Origin of the sequence: Pseudomonas kuykendallii (assembly GCF_900106975.1) — a bacterium.
Classification (GTDB): domain Bacteria; phylum Pseudomonadota; class Gammaproteobacteria; order Pseudomonadales; family Pseudomonadaceae; genus Pseudomonas_O; species Pseudomonas_O kuykendallii.
The window spans coordinates 214,936-238,475 of the sequence record NZ_FNNU01000003.1 but is presented as its reverse complement, the minus strand read 5'-3'; the positions used below and the strand labels follow the sequence as shown (position 1 = coordinate 238,475).

The 23,540-nt window shown below is 69.3% G+C and carries 11 protein-coding genes; 8 read left to right on the top strand and 3 right to left on the bottom strand.

Translation table 11 applies throughout. From position 1 onward, the window contains the following. Positions 1-214: 214 nt before the first annotated feature. From BLV15_RS11080 to BLV15_RS11050, 7 genes are all read left to right on the top strand, one after another. On the top strand, positions 215-1,018 hold the full coding sequence (locus BLV15_RS11080) for a helix-turn-helix domain-containing protein (protein ID WP_090229053.1): 804 nt from the start codon (positions 215-217) through the stop codon (positions 1,016-1,018). Then, positions 1,015-3,396, top strand: a complete 2,382-nt coding sequence (locus BLV15_RS11075) for a hybrid sensor histidine kinase/response regulator (RefSeq protein ID WP_175534345.1) — start codon at positions 1,015-1,017, stop codon at positions 3,394-3,396. The genes BLV15_RS11080 and BLV15_RS11075 overlap by 4 nt, the downstream gene beginning before the upstream one ends. Next, positions 3,380-5,731, top strand: coding sequence for a TonB-dependent receptor (locus BLV15_RS11070; protein ID WP_090227944.1), 2,352 nt, complete (start codon positions 3,380-3,382; stop codon positions 5,729-5,731). The genes BLV15_RS11075 and BLV15_RS11070 overlap by 17 nt, the downstream gene beginning before the upstream one ends. Positions 5,732-6,274: 543 nt before the next feature. Then, the gene (locus BLV15_RS11065) at positions 6,275-13,876 is read left to right on the top strand and encodes a DUF7933 domain-containing protein (RefSeq protein ID WP_175534344.1); all 7,602 of its coding nucleotides are present in this window, start codon (positions 6,275-6,277) and stop codon (positions 13,874-13,876) included. Next, the gene (locus tag BLV15_RS11060; protein ID WP_090227939.1) at positions 13,873-18,072 is read left to right on the top strand and encodes an OmpA family protein; all 4,200 of its coding nucleotides are present in this window, start codon (positions 13,873-13,875) and stop codon (positions 18,070-18,072) included. Before BLV15_RS11065 ends, BLV15_RS11060 begins: the two co-directional genes overlap by 4 nt. 224 nt (positions 18,073-18,296) lie before the next feature. Continuing rightward, positions 18,297-19,934 (top strand): methyl-accepting chemotaxis protein, encoded by a 1,638-nt coding sequence (locus BLV15_RS11055; RefSeq protein ID WP_090227937.1) that lies wholly within the window; start codon positions 18,297-18,299, stop codon positions 19,932-19,934. Between the two features lie 181 nt (positions 19,935-20,115). Further along, positions 20,116-20,853, top strand: a complete 738-nt coding sequence (locus tag BLV15_RS11050; protein ID WP_090227934.1) for an SDR family oxidoreductase — start codon at positions 20,116-20,118, stop codon at positions 20,851-20,853. Positions 20,854-20,887: 34 nt separating this feature from the next. Here the strand turns inward: BLV15_RS11050 and BLV15_RS11045 are convergent, their stop codons facing one another. Then, a complete protein-coding gene (locus BLV15_RS11045) occupies positions 20,888-21,496 on the bottom strand; it encodes a glutathione S-transferase N-terminal domain-containing protein (RefSeq protein ID WP_090227932.1) in 609 nt (202 codons plus the stop codon). A 91-nt stretch (positions 21,497-21,587) separates the two neighbouring features. Between BLV15_RS11045 and BLV15_RS11040 the strand changes: the two genes are divergently transcribed. Beyond that, the gene (locus tag BLV15_RS11040) at positions 21,588-22,049 is read left to right on the top strand and encodes a MarR family winged helix-turn-helix transcriptional regulator (protein ID WP_245728172.1); all 462 of its coding nucleotides are present in this window, start codon (positions 21,588-21,590) and stop codon (positions 22,047-22,049) included. A 5-nt stretch (positions 22,050-22,054) separates the two neighbouring features. Here BLV15_RS11040 and BLV15_RS11035 read toward each other — a convergent pair whose 3' ends face one another. Together BLV15_RS11035 and BLV15_RS11030 are read right to left on the bottom strand one after the other, a co-directional pair. Continuing rightward, entirely contained in the window at positions 22,055-23,068 is a 1,014-nt protein-coding gene (locus BLV15_RS11035; protein ID WP_090227927.1) for a zinc-dependent alcohol dehydrogenase, read from the bottom strand. Positions 23,069-23,072: 4 nt separating this feature from the next. Then, complete coding sequence (locus tag BLV15_RS11030; RefSeq protein WP_090227925.1) at positions 23,073-23,504, bottom strand: PaaI family thioesterase; 432 nt, start codon at positions 23,502-23,504, stop codon at positions 23,073-23,075. Positions 23,505-23,540: the final 36 nt, after the last annotated feature.

The window sequence follows — 23,540 nt, the reverse complement described above, 5'->3', positions numbered from 1 at the left end:
TCCTCTTTTGTTCCGGACTTTTGCCGCAGGGGATTTTGCCTTTGCCGGCGCGGTTCGCAGGAAAGGAAAGTTGGCGGTAGCGGACGAGTGGTCGCCCGCAATGCAGTCGGCATGCGCACTGCGACGTTTCGAGTTTGTAGCCGGGTCCCCGTAGCGGGCGCGCGGCCCTCGGCAACAGCGTGGCAGGGTATCGAAGGCCAGGGATCAGAGCAGTATGAATGTACGAAGTGCTACGGGCGGGCACCGGCCCCACCTTCTCCTCATCGACGATACCCCCGAGGAAATCCAGCCGCTGCTGGTCCAGCTGCGCGCGCAGCCCTGGCGCATCACCGTCGCCAGCGATCCCCGGCAGGGCTATCAGCGCGCGCTGGCGCTGCGCCCCGACCTGATCCTGCTCGACGTGCGGATGCCACAGATGGATGGCTTCACGCTGTGCCGGCTACTGCGCGAAGCGCCCGCCACGCAGCGCACCCCGGTGATCTTCCTGTCTTCCGCCGGCGCGGTGGAGGAACGCCTGGAAGGATTGCAGCTCGGCGGCGTCGACTACGTGCTCAAGCCCTGCGAGCCGGCCGAGGTGCTGGCACGCATCCGCATCCACCTGCAGCTCACCTGGCGCACGCCACAGCAGCCACCGACGGCGGAGAGCCCGGAAGGCGTGGAGGCGGAACAGATCGTCTTGCTCGCCGCGATGCGTTTCATCGAGCAGAACCTCGGCGAGCTGCCGTCGCTGGGGGAGATCGCGCGCAAGGTGGGCACCCACGACAAGCGCCTGTCCGGGATCTTCCGCGAGCGTCTGGACACCACTGTGTTCGCATACATCCGCGAGGTGCGCCTGCGCCGCGCGCAGGAGCTGCTCGCCGAGGGCTCGATGAGCATTCAGGACATCGCCGACCTGCTCGGTTTCCGCAGCGCCTGCAATTTCACCACCGCGTTCCGCGAGCGCACCGGCACCACACCCAGCACATTTCGCCGCACGCTCCAGGGCGATGGGGCGGTGGAGAGGGCCTCACCCCGGTGAGGCGGCTGCTGTTCGCTGCGCTGGCGCTGCTGGTTGCGCTGGGTGCCGAGCCGGCGCTCGCGGCGCTGCAACTGTGCCAGGAGGCCAAGGTCGCCCTGCTGCCGCGCGTGGGCCTCTACGAGGATGTCAGCGGCCGAGCCAGCATCGACGAGGTCGGGCGTCTGGCGGAGGTCAACTTTCGTCCGGCCAGCGCGACCTGGCCCGAGAAGGGCTACACCCGCTCCGTGTTCTGGATACGCCTGGCGTTCGTGAATCCCGGAGCGGAGAGCTGCTCGCGCTGGCTCAGCGTCGGCGCGCCACGGCTCGAGGATATCCAGGTGCATGTGCGCCGGCACGGCGCCTGGCAGCGCTTCGTCGCCGGCAGCGCCCACCCGCTGAGCGAATGGCCGGTGGTGCAACGCCAGCCGCTGTTCCCGCTCACGCTGGAGGCGGGCGAATACGCCGTGGTGCTGATCCGCGTGGCCGGCGGCGCGCCGCTGCTGCTCAGCCCGACGCTCTGGCCCGACCTGCCGCTGCTGGAGGAGCGCCAGGCGATCCACCTGGAGGATGGCCTGACCCTGGGCATCGTCCTGTTGCTGGCGCCGTTCAGCGTCGTGGTCGGCTGGATGCTGCGTTCGAGGCTGCTGATCCTGCATGCCGGAGCGGTGTTCTCCTACCTCGCCCTGGCCTGCCTGATCGGCGGCTACCTGGTCTACTGGCCTGCGGCGTTGCCCTGGTTTCGCAGCGTGCTGGTGCTGGTCGCCTGCATCGCGCAGCTGGCCTTCCTCGCCTACGTTCGCGAACTGCTGCAGGTGCGCCGACTGCCGCGCTACTGGGACGCCGCGTTCGCCCTGGTGCTGCTCGGCTATTGCGCGGGACGCCTGTGCTGGCTGGCCGTCGACCCGCTGCTGGGCAGCCGCATCGCCGATGCCTGCCTGGCATTCTGCATCTACGCGCTGCTGCCGGCGACGCTGCTCGCCGGCCACTGGCGGGGGATTCGCCACACCTGGCTGGCCTGGCTGGTGACCTCGGCGTACCTGCTGCAGTTTCTGGTGCGCTACGTGTTCGAGCTGCAGCAGGTGCCCTGGCAATCCGTCGAGTACCGCTACAGCCTGTCCTCGGCGTTGCCGGGCGTGCTGCTCCTGGTCGGCACGCTGGTGATGGAAGTGGGGCGCGGGCGCAACCGTGAACGCCGCGCGCAGCAGGCCCTCGAGGCCAGCCAGGAGCAGCTGGAACACACGGTGACGCTGCGCACGGCGCAGCTGCGCGAAGCGCTGCATGCGCGCGGGTCCCTGCTGGCGCGGATCAGCCATGACCTGCGCGCGCCGCTGGCGAGCATCATCGATTACGCCCGGCTGCTGCGGCAGGCGCCCCGGGGCAACGACTACTCGCTGAACATCGAGCGCAACGCCCGCTACCAGATGGGCCTGATCGACGAACTGCTGGAGTTCTCCCAGGGGCAGTTGCAGCAGATGGAACTGCTCGAGGCGCCCGGCTACCTGCACGCCTTTCTCAACGAGCTGGCGGAGGAGGGGCATTTCCTCGCCGCGCGCCGTGGCAACCGGCTGGAATTCGTTACCGCCGGGCAACTGCCCGCGCTGGTGCACGCGGACTTCCGGCGCCTGCGCCAGGTGGTGATGAACCTGCTCGGCAATGCGGCGAAGTTCACCCGCGACGGCCTGATCCGCTTCGAGGTGAGTGGCGAGTCGGGCGCCGCGGACGGCCGCGCATGCCTGCGCTTCAGCGTCACCGACAACGGCATCGGCATCGATCCGGCGGAGCGCGACAAGCTGCTGCAACCGTTTCGCCGCGGGCACAACGCCACGCACTACGAAGGCTCGGGGCTCGGCCTGTCGATCGTCGCGCAGCTGCTGGGCGCGATGGGCAGCGAGCTGCGGATCGAACGCGCCGAGCCGCGCGGCAGCCGCTTCACCTTCGCGCTCGACCTGCAACCGGCCAGCGAGGACGACCTCGACGCCATGTTCGGCGAGAGCTTCGCCGGCGCCGTGAGCGGCGCCGGACGGCGCGTGCTGGTGGTGGACGACGTGGCGATGAATCGCGAGTGGCTGTGCGACCTGCTCGAAGGCTATGGCTTCGAGACGCAATCCGCGGCGGATGGCGAGGAGGCCCTGGAGCGTCTGCGGGAGGAACCCTTCGACCTGGTGCTGTGCGACCAGAGCATGCCGCGCATGGACGGCTGGGCCTTGCTGCGCGTCCTGCGCGTAGGCTGGCCACGCCTGCCGGCGCTGCTCTACTCGGCGGCCCCGGCGCAGCGGCCGGCGGGTTTCTCCGAGCGACTGGACTTCGACGCCTGTCTGCTCAAACCCTCGGATACCGCCGAGTTGCTGCGCACCATCGACGGGCTGATCGGGCGGGCGCTGCATGCCGCGGCTTCCTGAGCGCGTGAGGGCGCCGCTGTGGCGGCGCGCATGGCCGCTGCTGCTGACGGCGTCGCCGGTGCTCGCCGAGCCGCTGGCGCTCGACCCGGTGACGGTCGGCGCGCGCTACGTCGACGAGGTGGCCGAGCAGGTGCCGGTTTCGCTGACCACGCTGGACGGCGAAATGCTGGATCAGCAGGGCCTGCATCGGCTCAAGGATATCCAGCAACGGGCTCCCGGCCTGGTCGTCTCCGGCCACAGCGGGCGCTACATGGGCCTGGGGCTGCGCGGATTCGGCGCCACGGCCTACAACGACGGCCTGGACGGCAGCGTCGGCGTGTTCGTCGACGGCGTCTACCAGGGGCGTCCGGGCATGGTCTTCAGCGAGTTGCTGGACGTCGAGCAGATCGAAGTGCTTCGCGGGCCGCAAGGCACGCTGTTCGGCCGCAATACCACGGCGGGGGCGCTGAACATCACCACCCGAGCGCCGACCCAGGACTTCGAAGGCGCGGCCGAGAGCCGTCTCGGTGGCGACGGCCTGCGCGAATACCGCGGCAGCCTTTCCGGCCCATTGTTGCCCGGCGTGCTGGCCGGCCGGCTGAGCGCTTTCGACGACGCCCGCGATGGCCAGGTGGAAAACCTCTACAACGGCGAGTCGATCAACGACATCGGCAGCCGCGGCCTGCGCGGGCAGTTGCTGTGGACCCCCGGCGACCTCTTCAGCGCGCGCCTGATCGGCGAGTACGGCCGCCAGCGCGAGGACGGCAACGCCCTGTCGCCAGCGCATTACAGCGAGCAGACACGCCAGCGCGCGGCCTTCATGAACTACGCGCTGCCGGCCATCGATCCCTATGCGCGGGACGTGAAGCAGAACGATCCGGTGCGCTCCGACACCCTGCAGAGCGGTGTTTCCCTGCAGATGGACTGGGCGCTTTCCGAGTCGCTGCGCCTCACCAGCATCAGCGCCTATCGACGCTGGGATTTCCACGACCAGCGCGACGGCGACAGTACCGCGCTGTCGGTGGCGCAGGCGGGCACCGGGCTGGACCATCGCCAGTTCAGCCAGGAGCTGCGCCTGGCCGGCGAGCTGAACGAACGGACGGATTTCGTGCTGGGCGCGCATTACCTGCAACAGCGCCTGGATCGCAGCAGCGAGGTGGCCTTCGGCAAGGATGCGGCGGCGTTCTTCGCCGGTGACCGGCTGGACGTGATCGGCGCTCCGCCGTTCAACCTGCCGATCAGCGACCCGTCGCAGATTCCCGCCGCGCTGCTCGACGGCGCACGCCAGCACTTCGACGGACGCCAGCGCGGCCGCAGCGGGGCGGTGTTCGGCCAGTTGTCCTGGCGCCCGCTGGAGAAACTCGAGGCCACCCTCGGCCTGCGCTACGACCGCGAGCGCAAGGACGGCTGGATTTCCCGCGAGGTCGACGGCCTGGCGCCCCTGGACGGGCTGCCGCTGCCGTTGCAACTGGGCGGCCAGCTGTTGCGCGACATCGCTCTGGGCGGCGACTACTACCGCGAGGACGAGGTCGACGACGGCGACCTGTCCGGGCTGTTCGGCCTGAGCTATCGCTTCAGCGACACGCTGCTGGCCTACGCCAGCTGGTCGCGCGGGCACAAGGCGGGCGGCATCAACTTCGACGTGATCGGCCCCAACAGCCAGCCCACCTTCGGCACCGAGCGGGCGACCTCGCTGGAAGCCGGGGTCAAGGCGCGCTTCTGGGAGGGCCGGGCGCTGCTCGGGGTTGCGCTCTACCAGACCGATGTCGACGACTACCAGGCGCTCACCTACAGCCCGCCGGCCACGCTGTTCGCACCGCCGCTGCGGGACAACCTGATCAACGTCGGCAAGGTGCGCCTGCGCGGGGTGGAGGTGGATTCCAGCTGGCTGCTGCGCCCGCGCCTGGAGTTGCGCCTGGGACTGGCGTGGAGCGATGCGCGCTATCGCGAATTCGCCAACGCGCCCTGCGCGCCGGCGTCCGGCAAAACGAACTGCGACCTGTCCGGCGAGCGGCTGTACAACGCGCCGGAGTGGAACCTCAGCGCCGGCCTGGACTACAGCCATCCGCTGGCGGCGGCACTGGAGGCCTATGGTGGGGTGGCCTACAGCCTGCGCACGGGCTACTACGGCACCCTCGAAGGCGGCGAGGGCAGCTACCAGCCGAGCTACAGCCTGACCGACCTGCGCGTCGGCCTGCGCCGCGCGGACCGGCGCTGGGACGTCGAAGGCTGGGTGCACAACCTGTTCGACAGCCACTACGTGACGGCGGTCTATTCGCTGCTGGGCGCCGGCGACTACGGCGTTCTGGTGGGCGATCCGCGTAGCGCGGGGATGACTTTGCGGGTGCGCTTCTAGCCTCGGCGATACCGCCATCGGGAGCATTGGTTCGCCGCGTTGCCAGGCGCCCGACGACTGACTCGTCTCCGGGCGACTGCAAGACCCGCCGTCAGGCAAAGCCGCCAGGCGTTTTTCGTATCTCATCCATCTCATTGATCTGAAAGAGTAATTTATCAATTCCTGGGGCGGGAAGGGCGCGCCCCGGGTTTTGCTCGACGGTATCCGGCCTGCGTTTCACGCAACCCTGTTTTCACCTCCGGCGCCTTGTTGGGCTGACCCCGCTCAACGATCTTGCGCACCCTCGGCGACTCGCTTCGCCGAGCACCTAATCAGAAAAAACAATGAGCGTGCTCCGCATCCGGTGCTGTTGGCCGGGCGGCTTCGTTTACCGGGGAGACGTGCGAACCGTGGTTCGCAGTGGAGCGCTGCGCATTGGTTTTCTGGCCGGAAAACCAGACGCAGGGTTTCACTATGATGTTTCGTCCAGGAATGGCGGCCCGCCTGTTGCGGGTTGGACTCGGATGTTCTTTCTTCGCCGCGGGCCTCCTGCCTGGCGCCGCGTTGGCCGACCTCGGTGTCAGCAAGAGCCGCGCGCCGGGCTACGAGGGCACCCGCTACGTCGGCGACACCGATGCCTTCCTGATCCGGCTGACGAACAACTTCGTGAACGGCGACATCACCGATGTCGCCTTCACCGATGCCCTGCCCAATGGCTTCCGCGTGGCCGCCGGCGGCCTGCGCAGCGCGACCTGCGTCGACGGCAACGGCGCGAGCGTGGCGTTTTCCGGCACCCTCGGCGCCACGCCTGGCAGCAACCAGATCGTCCTCGCCAACGGCGTCATCCCGCCACGCAACGGCGGCAGCGTCGCCGGCCGCTGCGACATCGTCGTCGAAGTGACCTCCAGTGTCGCCGGCAGCCAGGCCAACGTGCTCGCCGCCGGTTCGGTGAGCGGCCAGCACGCCGGCGCCACGGTCAGCAACGCCGACCGCGCCGAGCAGTCGCTGAACTTCCTCAGCCTCCAGGCGCCGTCGCTGAGCAAGGCGTTCAGCCCGAACAGCGTGGTCCGCGCCGACCAGCCGAGCCGGCTGACCCTGCGCATCACCAACAACGCGAACCAGCCATTGCCGCTCAACGGCGCTGGCGACAGCCCGGCGTTCGGCCTGCGCGATACGCTGCCCAGCGGCCTGCGCGTGGCCGCCACTCCGGCCGTGCAGATCAACTGCGGCAGCACACCGCCGACCTTCGCGCCGGCGGCCGGCGCCACCACGCTGCTCGCCGTCGGCGGCAGCGTGCCCGCCAGCTCGGTCTGCGAACTCAGCGTGATGGTGGTGGCCGAGGGCGTCGACAACGCCTACCAGACCTCGCTTTCCAACGTCATCAACCGCAGCACCGACTTCGCCAACCAGCGTGGCCTGGTGCCCAGCCAGAACGCCAGCGCCAACCTCACGGTCACCGCGCCGCTGCGGGTCGCCAAGAGCTTCAGCCCGGCCACCATCGCCGCCGGCCAGCAATCCACGCTGACCATCACCCTGACCAACGCCAGCCCGCTGAGCGCGCTGCAACTGGGGGCTTTCGCCGATGACATCGACGGCGCCGCCAGCGGCCTGCAGATCAGCGGCGCGCCCACCGCCGTGTGTACCGGCGGCTCGACGCTCAGCGGCCTCGCCGGCAACGGCTCGCAGACCCTGACCTTCAGCGGCGGCACGCTGAACGCCAACAGCAACTGCCGGATAACCGTGCCCTACACCGCGACCCTGGATACCCCCGGTACTTCGCAGACCTTCACCAACAGCATCCCGGCCGGCGGCGTGCCGGTGACCAGCCCCGGCGGCGTGTTCAGCCAGGCCGCGAGCAGCACGGTCACCGTCTACGACCAGTTCACCGTGTCCAAGACCAGCAGCCCGAGCGTGGTCGCGCCCGGCAACCCGGTATACTTCACCGTGCGCACCAGCAACTACTCGAGCCAGGTGCAGAACGGCGTGGCGCTGACCGACAGGCTGCCGGACGGCATGACGCTGCTCGGCCAGCCAGGCTTCCCGGCGCCCGCGCTCAGCGGCACCGGCTGCATCGCCGACAGCCTGAGCGTCGGCGGCAGTGCCACCGACCCGGTGTTCACCTTCGACCTGGCGGCGGGCACGGGGCCGAATCCGGCGCAGTGCACCGTGGGTTTCTGGGCGATGGTGCCCGAGGGCGCCAGCGCCGGCGCGACCATCCGCAACGAGATTCCGTCCGGCGGCGTGTGCGCGCCCGGCGGCATCTGCAACCACAGCGAAACCAGCGCCAGCTACAGCGTCAGCAACAGCACGCTGGCGGTGGAGAAGGCCTTCGCCAGCAGCAGCGCGGCGGAAGGCAGCGCCGTTACCCTGACGCTGAGCCTGGTCAACCTGTCGGCGAAGCCGATCACCGCGGCGAGCCTGCTCGACAACCTGCCGCTGGGCAGCAACGACACGCCGATGCAGGTGGCCACGCCGAACAACGCGTCGACCACCTGTGGCGGCAGCCTGGTGGCGGTTCCCGGCAGCGAGCGCATCGCCCTCAGCGGCGCGACGGTCCCGGCGCGGGCCGACAACGGGCAGGGTGATGCCGGGCGTTGCACGGTCACGGTGAACGTCACCGGTAGCGCCGGCAGCTACCAGAACAGCCTGCCGGCAGGTGCGGCGCAGGGCAGCGAAACCACGGCCAGCGGCCTGGTGCGCAACATCGTCAGCCCCGGCCCGGTGAATGCCACGCTGAACTTCGAGTCGGCGCTGAGCGGCGCCAAGTCGTTCGCCCCGGCGCGCGTGCAGTCGGGTGGCCGTTCCACCGTCACCGTGCGCCTGAGCAACAACCAGCCGGGCGTGCTGGACAATGTCGCGGTGGTCGACGACCTGCCCAGCGGGATGGTCGTCGCCACGCCGGCGAACGCCTATTCCACCTGCGACGGTGCGCCGAGCGTCGTCGCCGCAGCGGGCGCCAGCCGCGTCAGCCTGAGCGGCGCGCGCATTCCAACCGGCAGCTGCGACCTGCTGTTCGACGTGATCGCCACCGGTAGCGGCAACTGGGTCAACCGCATCGCGCCCGGCCAACTGACCGCGTCCGGCGGCGTGCAGAACGTCGCGCCGATCAGCGCGACGCTGCAGAACGCCAGCGGCGGCCAGGTCACGGTCGGCGTCAACCACGCGCAGGCGAGCATCGCCGCGCCGGGGGCGACCACCCAACTGGTGATCAGCCTGGCCAACACCGGCAGCCTGGACCTCAGCGACCTGGCGCTGAACAACTACTTCACCAGCAACGGCCTCGCCGGCGGCACGCCGACCGGCGAGCGCATCGCCAGCGTGGCGAATGCCTCCACCACCTGTCCGGGTGGCGTGGTCAGCGCCGCACCGGGCGCGACCAGCCTGTCGCTCGCCGGCGCCAGCCTGGCCGCGGGGGCGAGCTGCACCGTCACCGTCGACGTGACCATGGCCGTCACCGGCACGGTGAACGACATCATCCCCACGGGCGCCGTCACCAGCGCCCAGGGCGTGAGCAACGACCAGCCGGCCTCCACCAGCCTGCAGACCAGCAGCGGCCTCGGCGTGGTCAAGCAGTTCACCCCCAACGTGGTCGCGGCCAACGAGCGCTCGCGCCTGCGCATCACCTTCACCAACCCCACCTCCGAACCGCTCAGCGGCCTGACCCTGACCGACAGCTACCCCGCCGGCCTGGTCAGCGCCAGCCCGGCCAACGCGTTGGGCACCTGCCAGGGCAGCATCAGCGTCGCCAGCGGCAGCCTGACCCTGAGCAACGGCCAGCTCGCGGCCGGCAGCAGTTCGGCACCCGCCAGTTGCTACATCGAGGTGGACGTGCTCTCGGCCACCCAGGGCGAGTACCTCAACGCCATCCCGGTCGGCGCGGTATCCGCCAGCGCCGGCGGCAGCCCGGTGCAGAACAACCAGGGCACCAGCGACACCCTGCGGGTGAAGATGCCCCTGCGCGTGCACAAGGCCTTCGTCAATCGCACGCTGGACGCCGGCAGCCCCGACGGTTTCAGCACCGGCATCGCCAACGGCACGCCGGGCAACGCCTATGCGCTGAGCATTCGCATCACTAACCCGAACGCCGCGCCGCTGACCGGCGTTGCCTTCAGCGACAGCCTGCCGAACGGCCTGGTGGTGGCGCAGACGCCGAACCTGGCCAACAGCTGCGGCGGCCTGGCCAGCGCTTCGCCGTCCGGCACCGGCGTCAGCCTGGCCGGCGGCGAACTGCCGGCGAACGGGTCCTGCACCGTCAGCGTCAACGTGCTGAGCAACGTCGCCGGCAGCTACCTCAACCAGATTCCGGCGGGCGGCGTGAGCAGCTACGAAGGGGTCGTCAACGAACAGCCGACGCGCGCGCAGATCACCTTCTCCAGCCCGCCGACGCTGACCAAGCAGTTCCAGCCCGCGGTGATCCCGCAGGGCGGTGTCTCGCGCCTGACGATCTTCGTCGGCAACCCCAACGACGCGCCGATGACCCTCAGCGCGGCGTTGACCGACACCCTGCCGACCTCACCCGGGCCGGTGCGCGTGGCCGCCACGCCGAATGTCGGCGGCACCTGCCCGGGCGCCAGCATCGTCGCCACACCCAACGCCGCCTTCGTGCGCCTGGCCAGCGCCAGCGTGGTGCCGGCCGGTGGCTGCACCGTGGAAGTCGACGTGACCGCGAGCACGCCCGGCGAGCACACCAACGTGATCGCCGCCGGCGAACTGAAGACCGACTTCGGCAACAACCCGCAGCCGGCCTACGCGCCGCTCAACGTCAGTACGCTGGGCTACGTCGCCGGCAAGGTCTACCGCAACGACGATCTCGACGACGGTGGCTACGCGCCGGGCACCGACCTGCCGCTGGCCGGCATTTCCATCGCGCTGCACAGCGGCAACGGTTGCGCCGGTCCGCTGGCCAGCGGACCGGAGGGCTTCGTCAATCCGCTGCTCACCGATGCGTCCGGCAACTACCTGTTCGCCAACCTGGCCGCCGGCGTCTACTCGGTGTGCCAGGCCGGCCAGCCCGCCGGCACGCTGAACGACCTGCCGCGCGCCGGCAGCCTGATCTCGCTGAACGGCAGCGGCGGTGCGCCGGGTGTCGCCAGCAACCCCACGGCGAGCAGCAGCCAGATCGCCGGGATCAACCTGAGCGCGAACGCCGACGGCGAGGTCAGCGGTTCGATCGGCAACGACTTCCCCGAAGTGCGGCCGTCGAGCCTCTCCGGCACGGTATTCGCCGACCAGAACAACGACGGCGTACGCCAGAACAGCGATCCGGCGCTGTCCGGGGTCACCCTGACCCTCACCGGCAGCGACTGGCAGGGCAACGCGATCGCCCCGCGCAGCCTGGTGACCGACGCCGCCGGCCACTACAGCTTCACCGACCTGGCGCCGGGCACCTATACGGTGACCGAGCCGACCCAGCCGGAGAACACCGCCAACGGCCAGACCCTCGCCGGCACCACCGGCGGCACGCCCACCGCGGTCGGCACGCTGCCCAGCGCCATCGCCGGCATCGTGCTGCCACCGGCCACGGCGTCCACCGGCAACGATTTCGCCGAGATCCCCCACGGCCGCACCCTCAGCGGGCAGGTGTTCATCGACCCCGAGGACGATGGCCGGCCCTATGGCGACGACCACGGATTGCCCGGCCAGACCATCGAACTGAGCGGCACCGACGTCAACGGCAACCCGGTGCCTCCGCGCAGCGTGGTCACCGGCGCCGACGGCAGCTTCAGCTTCAGCGGCCTGCCGGCCGGCACCTACACCCTGACCCAGCCGCAGCAGCCCGAAGGCACGCTGCCCGGCAAGACCACCGCGGGCAGCGCCGGCGGTACGGCGACCACGGTCAGCGTCGCGCCCAGCGCCATCTCCGGCATCGACCTGAGCGGTGACGGGCAGCTGTTCTCGGTGGACAACTGGTTCGCCGAAATCCCGACCCCCGACCTGGTGATCAGCAAGACCCACGACCCGGCGACCTTCCTCGCCGCCGGCCGCGGCGTCTATGTCATCCGCGTCGGCAACCTCGGCGTGGGTGCCAGCAGCGGCACCGTCACCGTGGTCGATACCCTGCCAGCCGGCCTGACCGCCGCCGGCGTGCCCACCGGCAACGGCTGGAGCTGCGCCGTCAGCGGGCAGGTGATCCGCTGCACCACCGATGCGGCGATCCCGGCGAACACCCCGGCCAGCGATGCGGCGAACGCGATCAGCGTGCCGGTCAGCGTCGACGGTGGCCTGGGCGACGTGACCCTGACCAACGTCGCCGTGGTCTCCGGCGGCAGCGAGCAGTCCATCGACACCGGCAACAACCGCGCCGAGGACCCGACCACCATCAGCCGCGCGTTGACCAGCCTGGAAGGCAGCGTCTGGTTCGACAGCAACCACGACCGCGTGCGCGATCCGGGTGAAAGCCTGATGCCCGGCTGGACCGTGGAGCTGGTGCGTGGCGGCAGCGTGGTGGCTTCCACCCTGAGCGATGCCAACGGCCATTACGCCTTCTCCGACGTGATCCCCAACAGCGGCTACGAAGTGCGCTTCCGTCATCCGGAAACCGGCACCGTCTACGGTCGCCCGGTGCCCAACGAAAGCGGCGCCGCGTATACCGACGGCGCCATGGGTGCCGGCAACCCGGCAGGGGCGAGCACCGCCACCGGCACCCTCAGCGAGCTGACCCTGGTCGCCGGCAGCCACACGCCGGAGCAGAGCCTGCCGATCGACCCGGCCGGTGTGGTCTACGACGCCATCACCCGCGAGCCGGTTCGCGGCGCGGTGGTGCGCATCGAAGGACCGGCCGGCTTCAGCGCCGCCGACGTGCTCGGCGGTGCGCTGGAGCAGGCCACCGGCAGCGATGGCCTGTACCAGATCGTGCTGTTGCCCAGCGCGCCGGCTGGCACCTACACCCTGGTGGTGACGCCGCCATCGGGTTACCTGCAGCAGCCCTCGGCGCTGATCCCGGTGTGCCGCACCACCCTGGCGGTGGGTGCCTTCCCGGACCCGGCGCTGGTGCAGAACAGCAACCGGCCGCCGCTGGACGCGATCACCGCGCATGACCCGGCGCTGTGCCCGGCCAGCTCGGCCGGACTCGCCGGCAGCAGCGACACCACGCAGTACTACGCGAGCTTCAGCTTCGCGGGCGGCTCGGCCGACGTGGTCAACAACCACATTCCGGTCGACCCGATCCTCGCCGGCGCCATCGTCATGACCAAGACCACGCCCAAGGTCAACGTCACCCGTGGCGAGCTGGTGCCCTACACCCTGACCGCGCGCAACACCCTGGCTTCGAGCCTCGCGGCGATCGCCCTCGAGGACCAGATCCCGCCGGGCTTCAAGTACGTCAAGGGTTCCGCGCAGATCGACGGCGTACCCGCCGAACCGCAGGTCAACGGCCGCCTGCTGCGCTGGCCGGACCGCACGCTGAACGCCGGACAACTGGTGACCATCCGCCTGATCCTAGTGGTTGGCTCCGGCGTCGGCTTCAACGAGTACGTCAACCAGGCCTGGGCCAGCAACATGGTCGCCGATGCGCGGGTTTCCAACGTCGCCAGCGCCAGCGTGCGCGTGGTGGCGGACCCGACCTTCGACTGCAGCGACCTGATCGGCAAGGTCTTCGACGACAAGAACCGCAACGGCTACCAGGACGAAGGCGAGCCCGGCATTCCCGGCGTGCGCCTGGCGACTCCCAAGGGCTGGCTGGTGACCACCGACGAGTACGGCCGCTACCACATCGCCTGCGCCGACGTGCCCAGCGAGATGCGCGGCAGCAACTTCATCCTCAAGGTCGACGAACGCACGCTGCCGTCCGGTTACCGCGTCACCACCGAGAACCCGCGCGTGGTGCGCCTGACCCAGGGTCGCCTGGTCAAGGCCAACTTCGGCGCCAGCATCCACCGCGTGGTGCGCCTGGACCTGAGCCCGGCGGCCTTCGGCGCGGACAACCAGCTGACGGCGCAGTACCAGGCGCAGCTCGGCCAGGTGCTGACGCTGATGTACGCGGAGCCTTCGATCCTGCGCATCGCCTATCGCCTGCCGGTGGACGGCAGCGTCGAGGACGCGCGGGCCCGGATCGGCCATGTGAGGGACTGGATCAGGGAGCAGTGGGAGCCACACGACTGTTGTTACGACATGCAACTGGAAGAAGAAATCGTACCGGCAGGTGACAGTGTGGAGGTGATTCGATGAGCATGCGCAATCTGGTGGCGTGCGGCATCGCCGCACTGGCCCTCAACCCGCTGGCGGTCGCCGTGGCGATCGCCGCCGAACAGTGTGAAGTGGGCAAGGGCTGCGGCCTGCAAGGCCCGCGTGGGGCGATGGAAGACGAATCCCTGGTGCAGCGCCGGCCGTTCACGCCGGGCGGGCTGCCGGCACTGCCGGCGAACGCCGAGCGCGAACTGCCGCGCGAACACCTGATTCTCTGGGAACTCGACGGCGCCCTCGGCAAGCGCGAGCAACTGCTGGACGTCGGCGACGAGAAGGTCGAGTCGGTGGTGCTGCGCGAAGGGCTGCCGGTGGTGCGTTTCGCCTCCGGTCGCTCGGCCATTCCCGAGCGCGACAGCGACGCCCTGGACACGCTGATGAAGCGCCTGGCCGGCAAGCGCAACCTGCGCCTGCGGCTGATCGGGCATACCGATCCGCAGCACCTGTCGCAGCGTACCCAGTCGATCTATCAGGACAACTATGGCCTGGGCCTGCAGCGCGCCAAGGAGGTCGGCGAGCTGTTCCGCCAGCGCCTCGGCCTGAAGACCGAGCAACTGCAGTTCGCCAGCCGCGGCCCGGACGAGCCGCTGGCGCGCGGCGACGACGAGCGCGACTGGGCGCTGAACCGTCGCGTCGAAGTGGAAATCTGGTACGACGAAGCGGTGGTCGTCACCCCGGCCAAGGCCGAGCAGTGCGCGCCGGGCAACGTTCCGCTGCAGAACGTGCTGCCGTTCATGATCAGCGTCGACGGCGCGCCGCTGAACAACGGCGAGGCGGGCAGCGCGGACGCGCAACGCTGCGTCGACGTCGAGCTGGCCAAGGACCTGCTGCAGGTGCGTTTCGACAACCTCTCCACCCAGCCGCGCCTGAACGTCGTTTCCGGCGCCCGCGTGGCGCGGATCGGCGAGGTCCAGCAGTTCAGCGGCTACAGCAACTACCTGCACTGGATCAAGCGCGCCGAGGTGCGCATCCTCGGGCGCAAGCGCCTGTTCGGCGCGCCCGAGCTGCTGCAGACGCTGCCGCTCGATCCCGAGCTGAAGGCCGACTGGACGCCCACGGCCGGTCTGCCCGAGCGCATCTATTACCAGCTGCGCGTGTACGACGAGCAGGGCCGCTACGACGAAACCAGCCCGCAGGCGCTCAGCGTGGCGCGCGGCAAGCTGGCCGAGGAGCCGGAGGCGGAAGTCGCCGCCGACCTGCTCGCCGGCTACGGCGGCAATCGCCTGCAACGCCATGCCATTCCGGTGGCCGGCGGCACCGTCACCATCAACGGCAAGCAGGTCAAGGACGGCCAGCACGTCTTCGTCATGGGCCGTCCGGTGCCGGTGGACAACCAGGGCAAGTTCGCCGCGGCGCAGATCATTCCGCGCGGCGTGCACACCGTGGAAGTCGCGGTGCTCGACGATGACGGCAAGGGGCGCATCTACCGTCGCGACCTGCGCCTGCCGCAGAACGACTGGTTCACCGTGGCCATCGCCGACTTCACCGTCGGCCAGCAGAACACCAGCGGCCCGGCGCGCCTGGTCACCCAGGAAGACCGTTACTACGACGACAAGCTCTACGCCGACGGCCGCCTGGCGTTCTACACCAAGGGCAAGATCGACGGTAAGTACACCGTCACCGGCAGCGTCGATACCGGCGAGGAGGCCGTGGACAGCCTGTTCAGCAACTTCAACGACAAGGACCCGCGCGAGTTCCTGCGCCGCCTGGACTCCGACTCGGACAAGGGCTGGGCGACCTTCGGCGACGACTCGACGCTGGTCGAGGATGCGCCGACGCGGGGCAAGTTCTACGCCAAGGTCGAGGACGAGAAATCCCACGCCATGTGGGGCAACTTCCGCGAGCAGATCCGCGATACCGAGCTGACCCAGATCGACCGCAGCCTGTACGGCGGCCAGGTGCGCTACCGCAGCGACGAGTTCACCGGCTTCGGCGAGCGCCGTCTGCAGGTGGAAGGCTTCGCCGCCGAGCCGGGCACCGCGTCGGCGCGCGAGGATTTCCGCGGCACCGGCGGTTCGCTGTACTACCTGCGTCATCAGGACATCACCGAAGGCAGCGAGCGCGTGCGCATCGAAGTGCGCGATCCGGACTCCGGGCAGGTGCTCTATGCCCAGGACCTGGTCGCCGGGATCGACTACGAGATCAACGCCCTGCAGGGCCGCGTCATCCTCAGCCAGCCGCTCTCGGCCAGCGCCGACGGCAGCCTGCTGATCCGCTCCGGCGGCAGCCTGTCCGGCAACCCGGCGTTCCTGGTGGTTGGCTACGAATACTCGCCGGGGCTCGACAAGCTCGACGACATGGCCTACGGCGGGCGCACTTCCTACTGGGTCAACGATAAGGTCAGGGTCGGCGTGACCGGCAGCATGCAGGAGCAGACCGGCCGCGAGGACCAGACCCTCGGCGGCGGCGACCTGCTGCTGCGGCAGAGCGAAGGCACCTGGCTGAAGGTCGAGTCGGCGCAGAGCAAGGGCGACAGCCTCGACCAGCGCTTCTCCTACGACGGCGGCTTCGGTTTCGACAGCGCCGAGGCGGGCAGCGATTCGGCGGCCCGCGCCAACCGCGTGGAAACCGCCTTCGACCTCAAGGACCTGGTGGAAGACGGCGAAGGCAAGGGCACCTTCTACTACGAGAAGCGCGACGCCGGCTTCTCCGCGCCCGGACGCCTGTCGGACCTCGCCGCCAACCAGGTCGGCGGCAGCTACACCGCCCCGCTGGGCGAGAAGACCGAGCTGACCGTGAAGGCCGACGAGACCGAGGAGAAGGGCAGCCGCTCGCGGCGTTCCGCCGAAGCGCAACTGGCCTACGACCTCAGCGACGCCTGGCGCCTGAGCGGCGGCCTGCGCAACGACCGGCGCAGCAACGGCAGCTCGTCCTACCTCAACGGTTACGACGGCCTCTACAGCGGCGCCTACGACGAAGGCGAGCGCAACGACGCGGTGGTCCAGGCGCTCTACCACGCCGAGGAAGACTGGTCGCTGTACGGCTTCACCCAGGGCACGCTGAGCCGCACCGGCGAGCGCAGCGCCAACAACCGCGTCGGCGTCGGCGGCGACTACCGCCTCAACGAGCGCACCGCGCTGAACGGCGAGCTGTCCAGCGGCAACCTGGGCCTCGGCGCCAAGGCCGGAGTCAACTACGACGCCTCGGATCGCACCAATCTGTACTTCAACTACCAGCTGGACAGCGACCGCACCGACGACGGCTTCGGTAGCCGCAGCGGCCTGGGTGGCGGCGAAGGTCGCGTGGGGCAGTTCGTTTCCGGCGCCCGTTCGCGCTGGACCGACACCACCAGTGTGTATGCCGAGCAGCGCGTGCAGCGCGGCGATCAGGCCGGGCTGATCCAGGGCTACGGCCTGGACTTCGCTCCGGACGATCACTGGAGCTACGGCCTGACCACCGAGTTCGGCACCTTCAACGCCGAGACCGAGTACGAGCTCAAGCGCCGCGCCTTCGGCGGCAAGGTCGGCTACAGCAACGGCGACCTGCGCTACGCCAGCCGCCTGGAGTACCGCGAGGACCACAGCCAGGTGCAGGACCTCAGCGTGTGGCTGATGCGCAACAACCTCAGCTACAAGGTCAATCCGGACTGGCGCTTCATCGGCAAGCTGGATTTCTCCGTTGGCGACTCCGACCGCGGCGACTACTACGACGGCAACTTCGTCGAGGCCTCGCTGGGCTACGCCTACCGTCCGGTGCTCAACGACAAGCTGAACCTGCTGACCAAGTACACCTACCTGGCGGACCTGCCGCCGCCGGACCAGGTGTCCACCGCCACCGGCACCAACGTCGACTACGCCCAGCGCAGCCACGTCTTCGCCATCGACGGCATCTACGACCTGAACGAGCGCTGGAGCGTCGGCGGCAAGTACGCCTATCGCCTGAGCGAGCTGCGCATGAGCCGCGACAGTTCGGCGGACTGGTTCGACAGCCGCGGGCAGCTGATCGCCGCGCGGGTGGACTGGCACGTGGTGCGCAAGTGGGACCTGATGGCCGAAGTCCGCCGGCGCGACGAGTTCGCTGCCAAGGACAGCCGCGTCGGCGCGCTGGTGGGCGTCTACCGGCACTTCGGCAACCACTTCAAGGCGGGCGTCGGCTACAACTTCAGCGACTTCAGCGACGACCTCACCGACCTGTCGTACCGCAGCCAGGGCTGGTTCTTCAACGCCATCGGCAAGTACTGACGGGTGGCCCTCAGCCCGCGCGTCGCCTCGCCTGCACCGGAGCTGCAGCCGGGACGACGCACGGGCAACCTTTCTGCCTTCCGCCCTCAGGCGCTCGTCGGAAACCGGCGGCAGCGCCTAAAGATTCGCCCTCGTTCGGCCGAGTACCTCAGGCATGGCGCGTTCCATCACGCGCCGACTACAGGGAGGTGGTCACGACTCCCCGTTCCCGAGAGGCTTCTTCCATGTCCCTACGTACCTCCCTGCGTGCGCAGATTCTCACCCTGCTGAGCGGCAGCCTGGCGTTGATCCTGGTGATCGCGCTGGTCAGCTTCCACGTCCTTTCAGACAAGCTGCAGGCCTACCAGGGGCTGATCCAGGGTCCCCTTCGCGCCACCCAACTGATGGACCAGGCGAATCTGGAGTTCAAGACCCAGGTGCAGGAGTGGAAGAACGTGCTGTTGCGTGGCAAGGACGATGCGGCGCGGACCAAGTACTGGGACCAGTTCGTCGCGCAGGAAGCCAAGGTACAGAAAATACTCTCTGAGCTGCCCGCCGTGGTTGGCGACGATCCCGCGCTTGTTGGGCAGCTCGACACACTGCGCCGCGAGCACCAGAGCATGGGCCAGTCCTACCGCAAGGGCCTGGAGGCGTTCATCGCTTCCGGCGCCGATCCCGTCGCCGGCGATGCGTCGGTAAAGGGCGTGGACCGGGCCGCCAGCGAACAGATGAGCGCACTGGCGGCGGGCCTGAAGACGGAGAGCGACAGGCATTCGCTGGACATCGGTGTGGCGGCCGACCGCACCATCAGCCTGGGCGCACTGTTCATGGTGCTGTCGAGCGTGCTCGTCGGCCTGTTCAGCATCTGGCTGGTGAACCACAGCCTGATCACGCCGATTCGCCAGCTGATCGCGCACATCGCACAACTGAGCAAGGGCAATTTCGGCGAGCGGGTTTCCGTCGAGCGCCGGGACGAACTCGGCCACCTCGCCGTGGCGGCCAATACCCTGCGGGACTTCCTCGCCGATACCTTCCACAAGTTGAAACTCAGTACCCGTGCGCTGGACAGCGCCAGCGGCGAGCTGAACGCCATTGCCGCGCTGATGGCCCAGGGAACCCGCGAGCAGTTCGATCGCACCGATCAGGTCGCTACGGCCATGCACGAGATGTCGGCGACCGCCCAGGAAGTGGCGCGCCACGCTGCCGAGGCGGCGCAGGCCGCCGACCGGGCCGACAATTCGGCCCAGGACGGCGAAGGCGCGATGCAGCTGACCATCCAGACGATCACCCAGATCCGCAACGACATCGCCAGAACCGCCGATGTCGTTCGCCAGCTGGAAAACGACAGCGGTCGTATCAGCAAGGTGCTGGAGGTGATTCGCGGCATCGCCGAGCAGACCAATCTGCTGGCCCTCAACGCTGCCATCGAAGCCGCGCGTGCCGGAGATGCAGGCCGTGGCTTCGCCGTGGTCGCCGACGAGGTAAGGACGCTGGCGCAACGAACCTCGGAGTCGACGGCCGAGATCCACCAGATCATCGACACCGTGCAGACCGGTGCGGTGAACGCGGTGCGTGCCATCGAGGACGGCCAGGCGCGGACGGAGAGCGGTGTCGAGCAGGTGACCAATACCGGAGCGATGCTGCGTTCCATCACCGAGGCGGTGGAGTCGATCCGCGACATGAACCGGCAGATCGCGACGGCCGCCGAAGAGCAGACCTCGGTGGCCGAGGACATCTCGCGCAACCTCACCGAGATCACCTCCATCGCCAGCTCCAACCAGCAGAACGTGCAGCGTACCGAGCATGCCGCCAACGAGTTGCACGGCTTGTCCCGCGACCTGACCGCCGTCACCGCGCGGCTGGGTGGAAGCGACCAGGCGTGACCGGCAACCGTTTCGGCCTTCGGTGATTCGAACCAGGCGACGTGCTACGTACCGTCGCCTCGGCCACCGCAGGATCGTGCAAGCAACCGGCAGGAATCGGATAACCCCGCATCGCCCTGGCCCTTACCCTCGATCTCAGTCCCGCTTCGGCGGGAATTCCGAATCGAGCGAGGAATCAGCCATGCACAGCCATCAGGAAAAAGTCGTCCTCATCACCGGCGCCAGCAGCGGTATCGGCGAAGCCACCGCGCGGCTGCTGGCCAGCCAGGGCGCCAGGGTCGTCCTCGGCGCGCGGCGCACGCAGCGCCTGCAGGTCATCGCCGATGAAATCCGCGCGGCGGGCGGCAGCGCCGAGGTCCGTTCGCTGGATGTCACACGTATGGAGGACGTGCAGGCCTTCGCCGACTTCGCGCTGGAGCTGCACGGGCGCGTCGACGTGCTGGTGAACAATGCCGGGGTGATGCCGCTTTCCCGGCTCGACGCGCTGAAGATCGAGGAATGGAACCGCATGATCGACGTGAACATCCGCGGCGTGCTGCACGGCATCGCGGCGGTCCTGCCATCCATGCAGCAGCGGCGTTCGGGCCAGATCATCAACATCGCTTCGATCGGCGCCTACGCGGTCAGCCCGACGGCGGCGGTCTACTGCGCGACCAAATATGCCGTCCGCGCGCTGTCCGAAGGCTTGCGCCAGGAAGTCGGCGGCGACGTGCGGGTCGCCGTGATCGCGCCGGGGGTGACCGAGTCGGAGCTGGCCGACAGCATTTCCGACGAGGGCGGACGCGCCGAGATGCGCGAGTTCCGCAAGATCGCGATCCCGGCGTCGGCCATTGCCCGCGCCATCGCCTACGCCGTCGAGCAGCCGGCGGACGTGGACGTCAGCGAGCTGATCGTGCGGCCTACCGCCAGCCCGTACTGACCCGGCGCCGCGCGGGTCGCCGCCTGCGCAGCGCTTACGCCGGGCGGGTGCCGATCATCGACTCCCGCGCGGCGAACGCCTCCTGGAAGGCCGCGAGCCGGGGCGAGGCGTCTCTCCAGGCCAGATCGCCGAAGCGAAAATCCAGATACCCCAGGGCGCAGGCCACGCCGATCTGCGCGATGTCCGGCGGACCCTGCAGTTCACCAGCGTGTTCCTCCAGCACCGCCAGGGCGCGACCGATCTTGCCCAACTGGCCTTCGGCCCAGTCGTCCCACTGCCGCTCGGCCGGGCGCACCGCGCGCTCGTAGCGCACCAGCAGCGCCGCCTCCATCAGGCCGTCGGCCAGCGCCGCCAGGCGCAGGGTTCGCCAGCGCGTGGCGGGTTCTGCGGGGTACAGCGGCGCGCCGTCGTGCAGGCTGTCGAGGTATTCGCAGATCACCCGGCTGTCGAACAGTGCCTCGCCGTCGTCGGTGAGCAGCACCGGAATCTTGCCCAGCGGATTGAAGCGGTTGACCCGCTCGTTGAGGGTGGTCGGCAGCACGGCCGTATCGATCAGCTCGATGCGTTGCAGTAGCCCGGTTTCGCTGGCCACTACCCGGACTTTCCGGGCGAATGGCGAGGCGGCGGCATGGATGAGTTGCATGGCAAGGTCCTGTTGGCGTTGTCCGGGTTGTTCCGGAGGTGGGGGAGGCTTAGGCTCCGTGGCACTTTAGCTGGGTGAATGCCTCATGGTCATGGACAGGAAAATCAATGTCGCCTCGGTGCGCATGCAGCCGCTGGACCCGCTCGACCCTTCCCTGGAGCTGCTGCACTTCGGTTTCCGCGGGCTGACGGTGGACGCGGACCGGTTTCTCGCCACCCTTGGACTGTCGCGGGTGCATCACCGCATCCTCTATGTCATCGCGCGTTCCGAGGAGATCAACGTCGGCGACCTGGCCGCCACCTTGGGTGTCAGCAAGCAGGCGCTGCACCGGCCGCTGACCCATCTGTTCGAGCGCGAGCTGGTCGGCTACACGCGCCAGGCGGGGCGTCACCGCTTCAAGCTGCTGGTTCTCAGCGACAGCGGCGAGGCCGTGGAGCGACAGGCGTCGGAGCTGGAGCGGAGCGCCCTGCGCGAGGCGTTCACCGCCACCGACGCGGCGGGCCGCGACGCCTGGGACGCAGTGATGCGCGCGCTCGCCGAACGCCTGAACTGAGCGGCTTAGGTGATCCGCTCGCGCACCACGATGCACTTGGCCTGCGGCGCGACCAGCGCTTCGGGGGCGTCCTCGCAGGAGACCACCGTCGGGCTGACCAGCAGCGGGTCGCAGCGCCCGCTGCCGACCAGGTCGAACACCGTGGGAATGTGCGGGCGCACGTTGCACACCCCTACCGACAGGGTGACGTCGCGCAGGTACATGCCGAACAGCGGAATCTTCGGGTCCTCGAAGATGATCCCGATGCACGAGCAATGCCCGCCGGGCGCCAGGGCGAGCAGCCCGCGGTGCAGCGCCTGCGGATCGCGGGTGGCTGAAATCACCACGTCGTAGCCTTCGTCGAGGGTTTCCCCCGGTTCGACGTTGGCCCCGCTGCGCAGCGCCAGCGCGCGTCGGTAGTCGCTGTCGTCCAGGTAGTCGACGCTGCCGGCGCCCGCCGCGACGGCCATCTGCACCGCCAGTACGCCGAGGCTTTCCGTTCCGCCCACCACCAGCACGCGCGCCTCGTCGCGCACCGCGATCGGCCGGCTGGCGGCGACCCAGGCATCGGTCAGGTTGTCGCTGGCACTGGCGACCGCCAGCGGATTCAATCCCGGAGGCAGCGGCACCAGCATCGCGTCGGCGAAGGGAACCTCCACCACCTCCGAGAACAACCCGCCCCAGTGGCCGCCCGCGGGTACGCCGTAGGCCGCGTGGCGAGGCACCGCGGTGCAGGCCGTGGCACGGCCGGCGAGGCATTGCCGGCACTGCCCGCAGGCGATCTTCCAGGGCACCGAAACCAGGTCGCCGCGGCGCACGCTCGTCACCTCGTCGCCCACTTCGAGCACTTCGGCGACGCATTCATGGCCGAGGGCGAAGGGCGGCTTGAAGGGCGTGACGCCGGCGATCAGGCGCCGGTCGAGGTCACAGGAGGCCGAGGCGATGGGCCGGACCAGCGCGCTGCCCGGTCCGGAAAGGCGGGGCGAGGGCGCGTCCACCCAGGCAAGGCGGCCGGCGCCGAGAACCCTGAGTTCCTGCATCGGCTCACCCCTTGATCATGAAGGTGGTGGTGCCCTTGGCGCAGAGCTTGCCGGCGCCATCGAGCACGTGGGCATCGCAGATCGCCAGGCTGCGCGTGCGTTCCACCAGCCAGCCTTCCACCCGATAGGTTTCGCCCGCCGTCAGCGGGCGCAGGTATTTGACGTTGAGGTCCACGGTGGAGTGGGCGGTGGTCGCCTCCAGCGTGGAGAACAGCGCGAGCGCCGCGGCGCCGTCCAGGCAGGTGGCGGCGAAACCGCCATGCACCGCGCCCGCCGGGTTGAGATGACGGCCGTCGGGCCGCGCCTCCAGGGTGATCCGCCCCGGCTCCACCGCGACGGCCGTGACGCCCATGGTCTGCCCGATGGAGGGAGCCGGAAGCTCCCCGCGAATCAATGCACGCAAGGCCTGCAGGCCGGAGATTTCCGCTTCGATCATGCTGCGCTGTCCTCATCGACGTATCCCGCGCGGCGG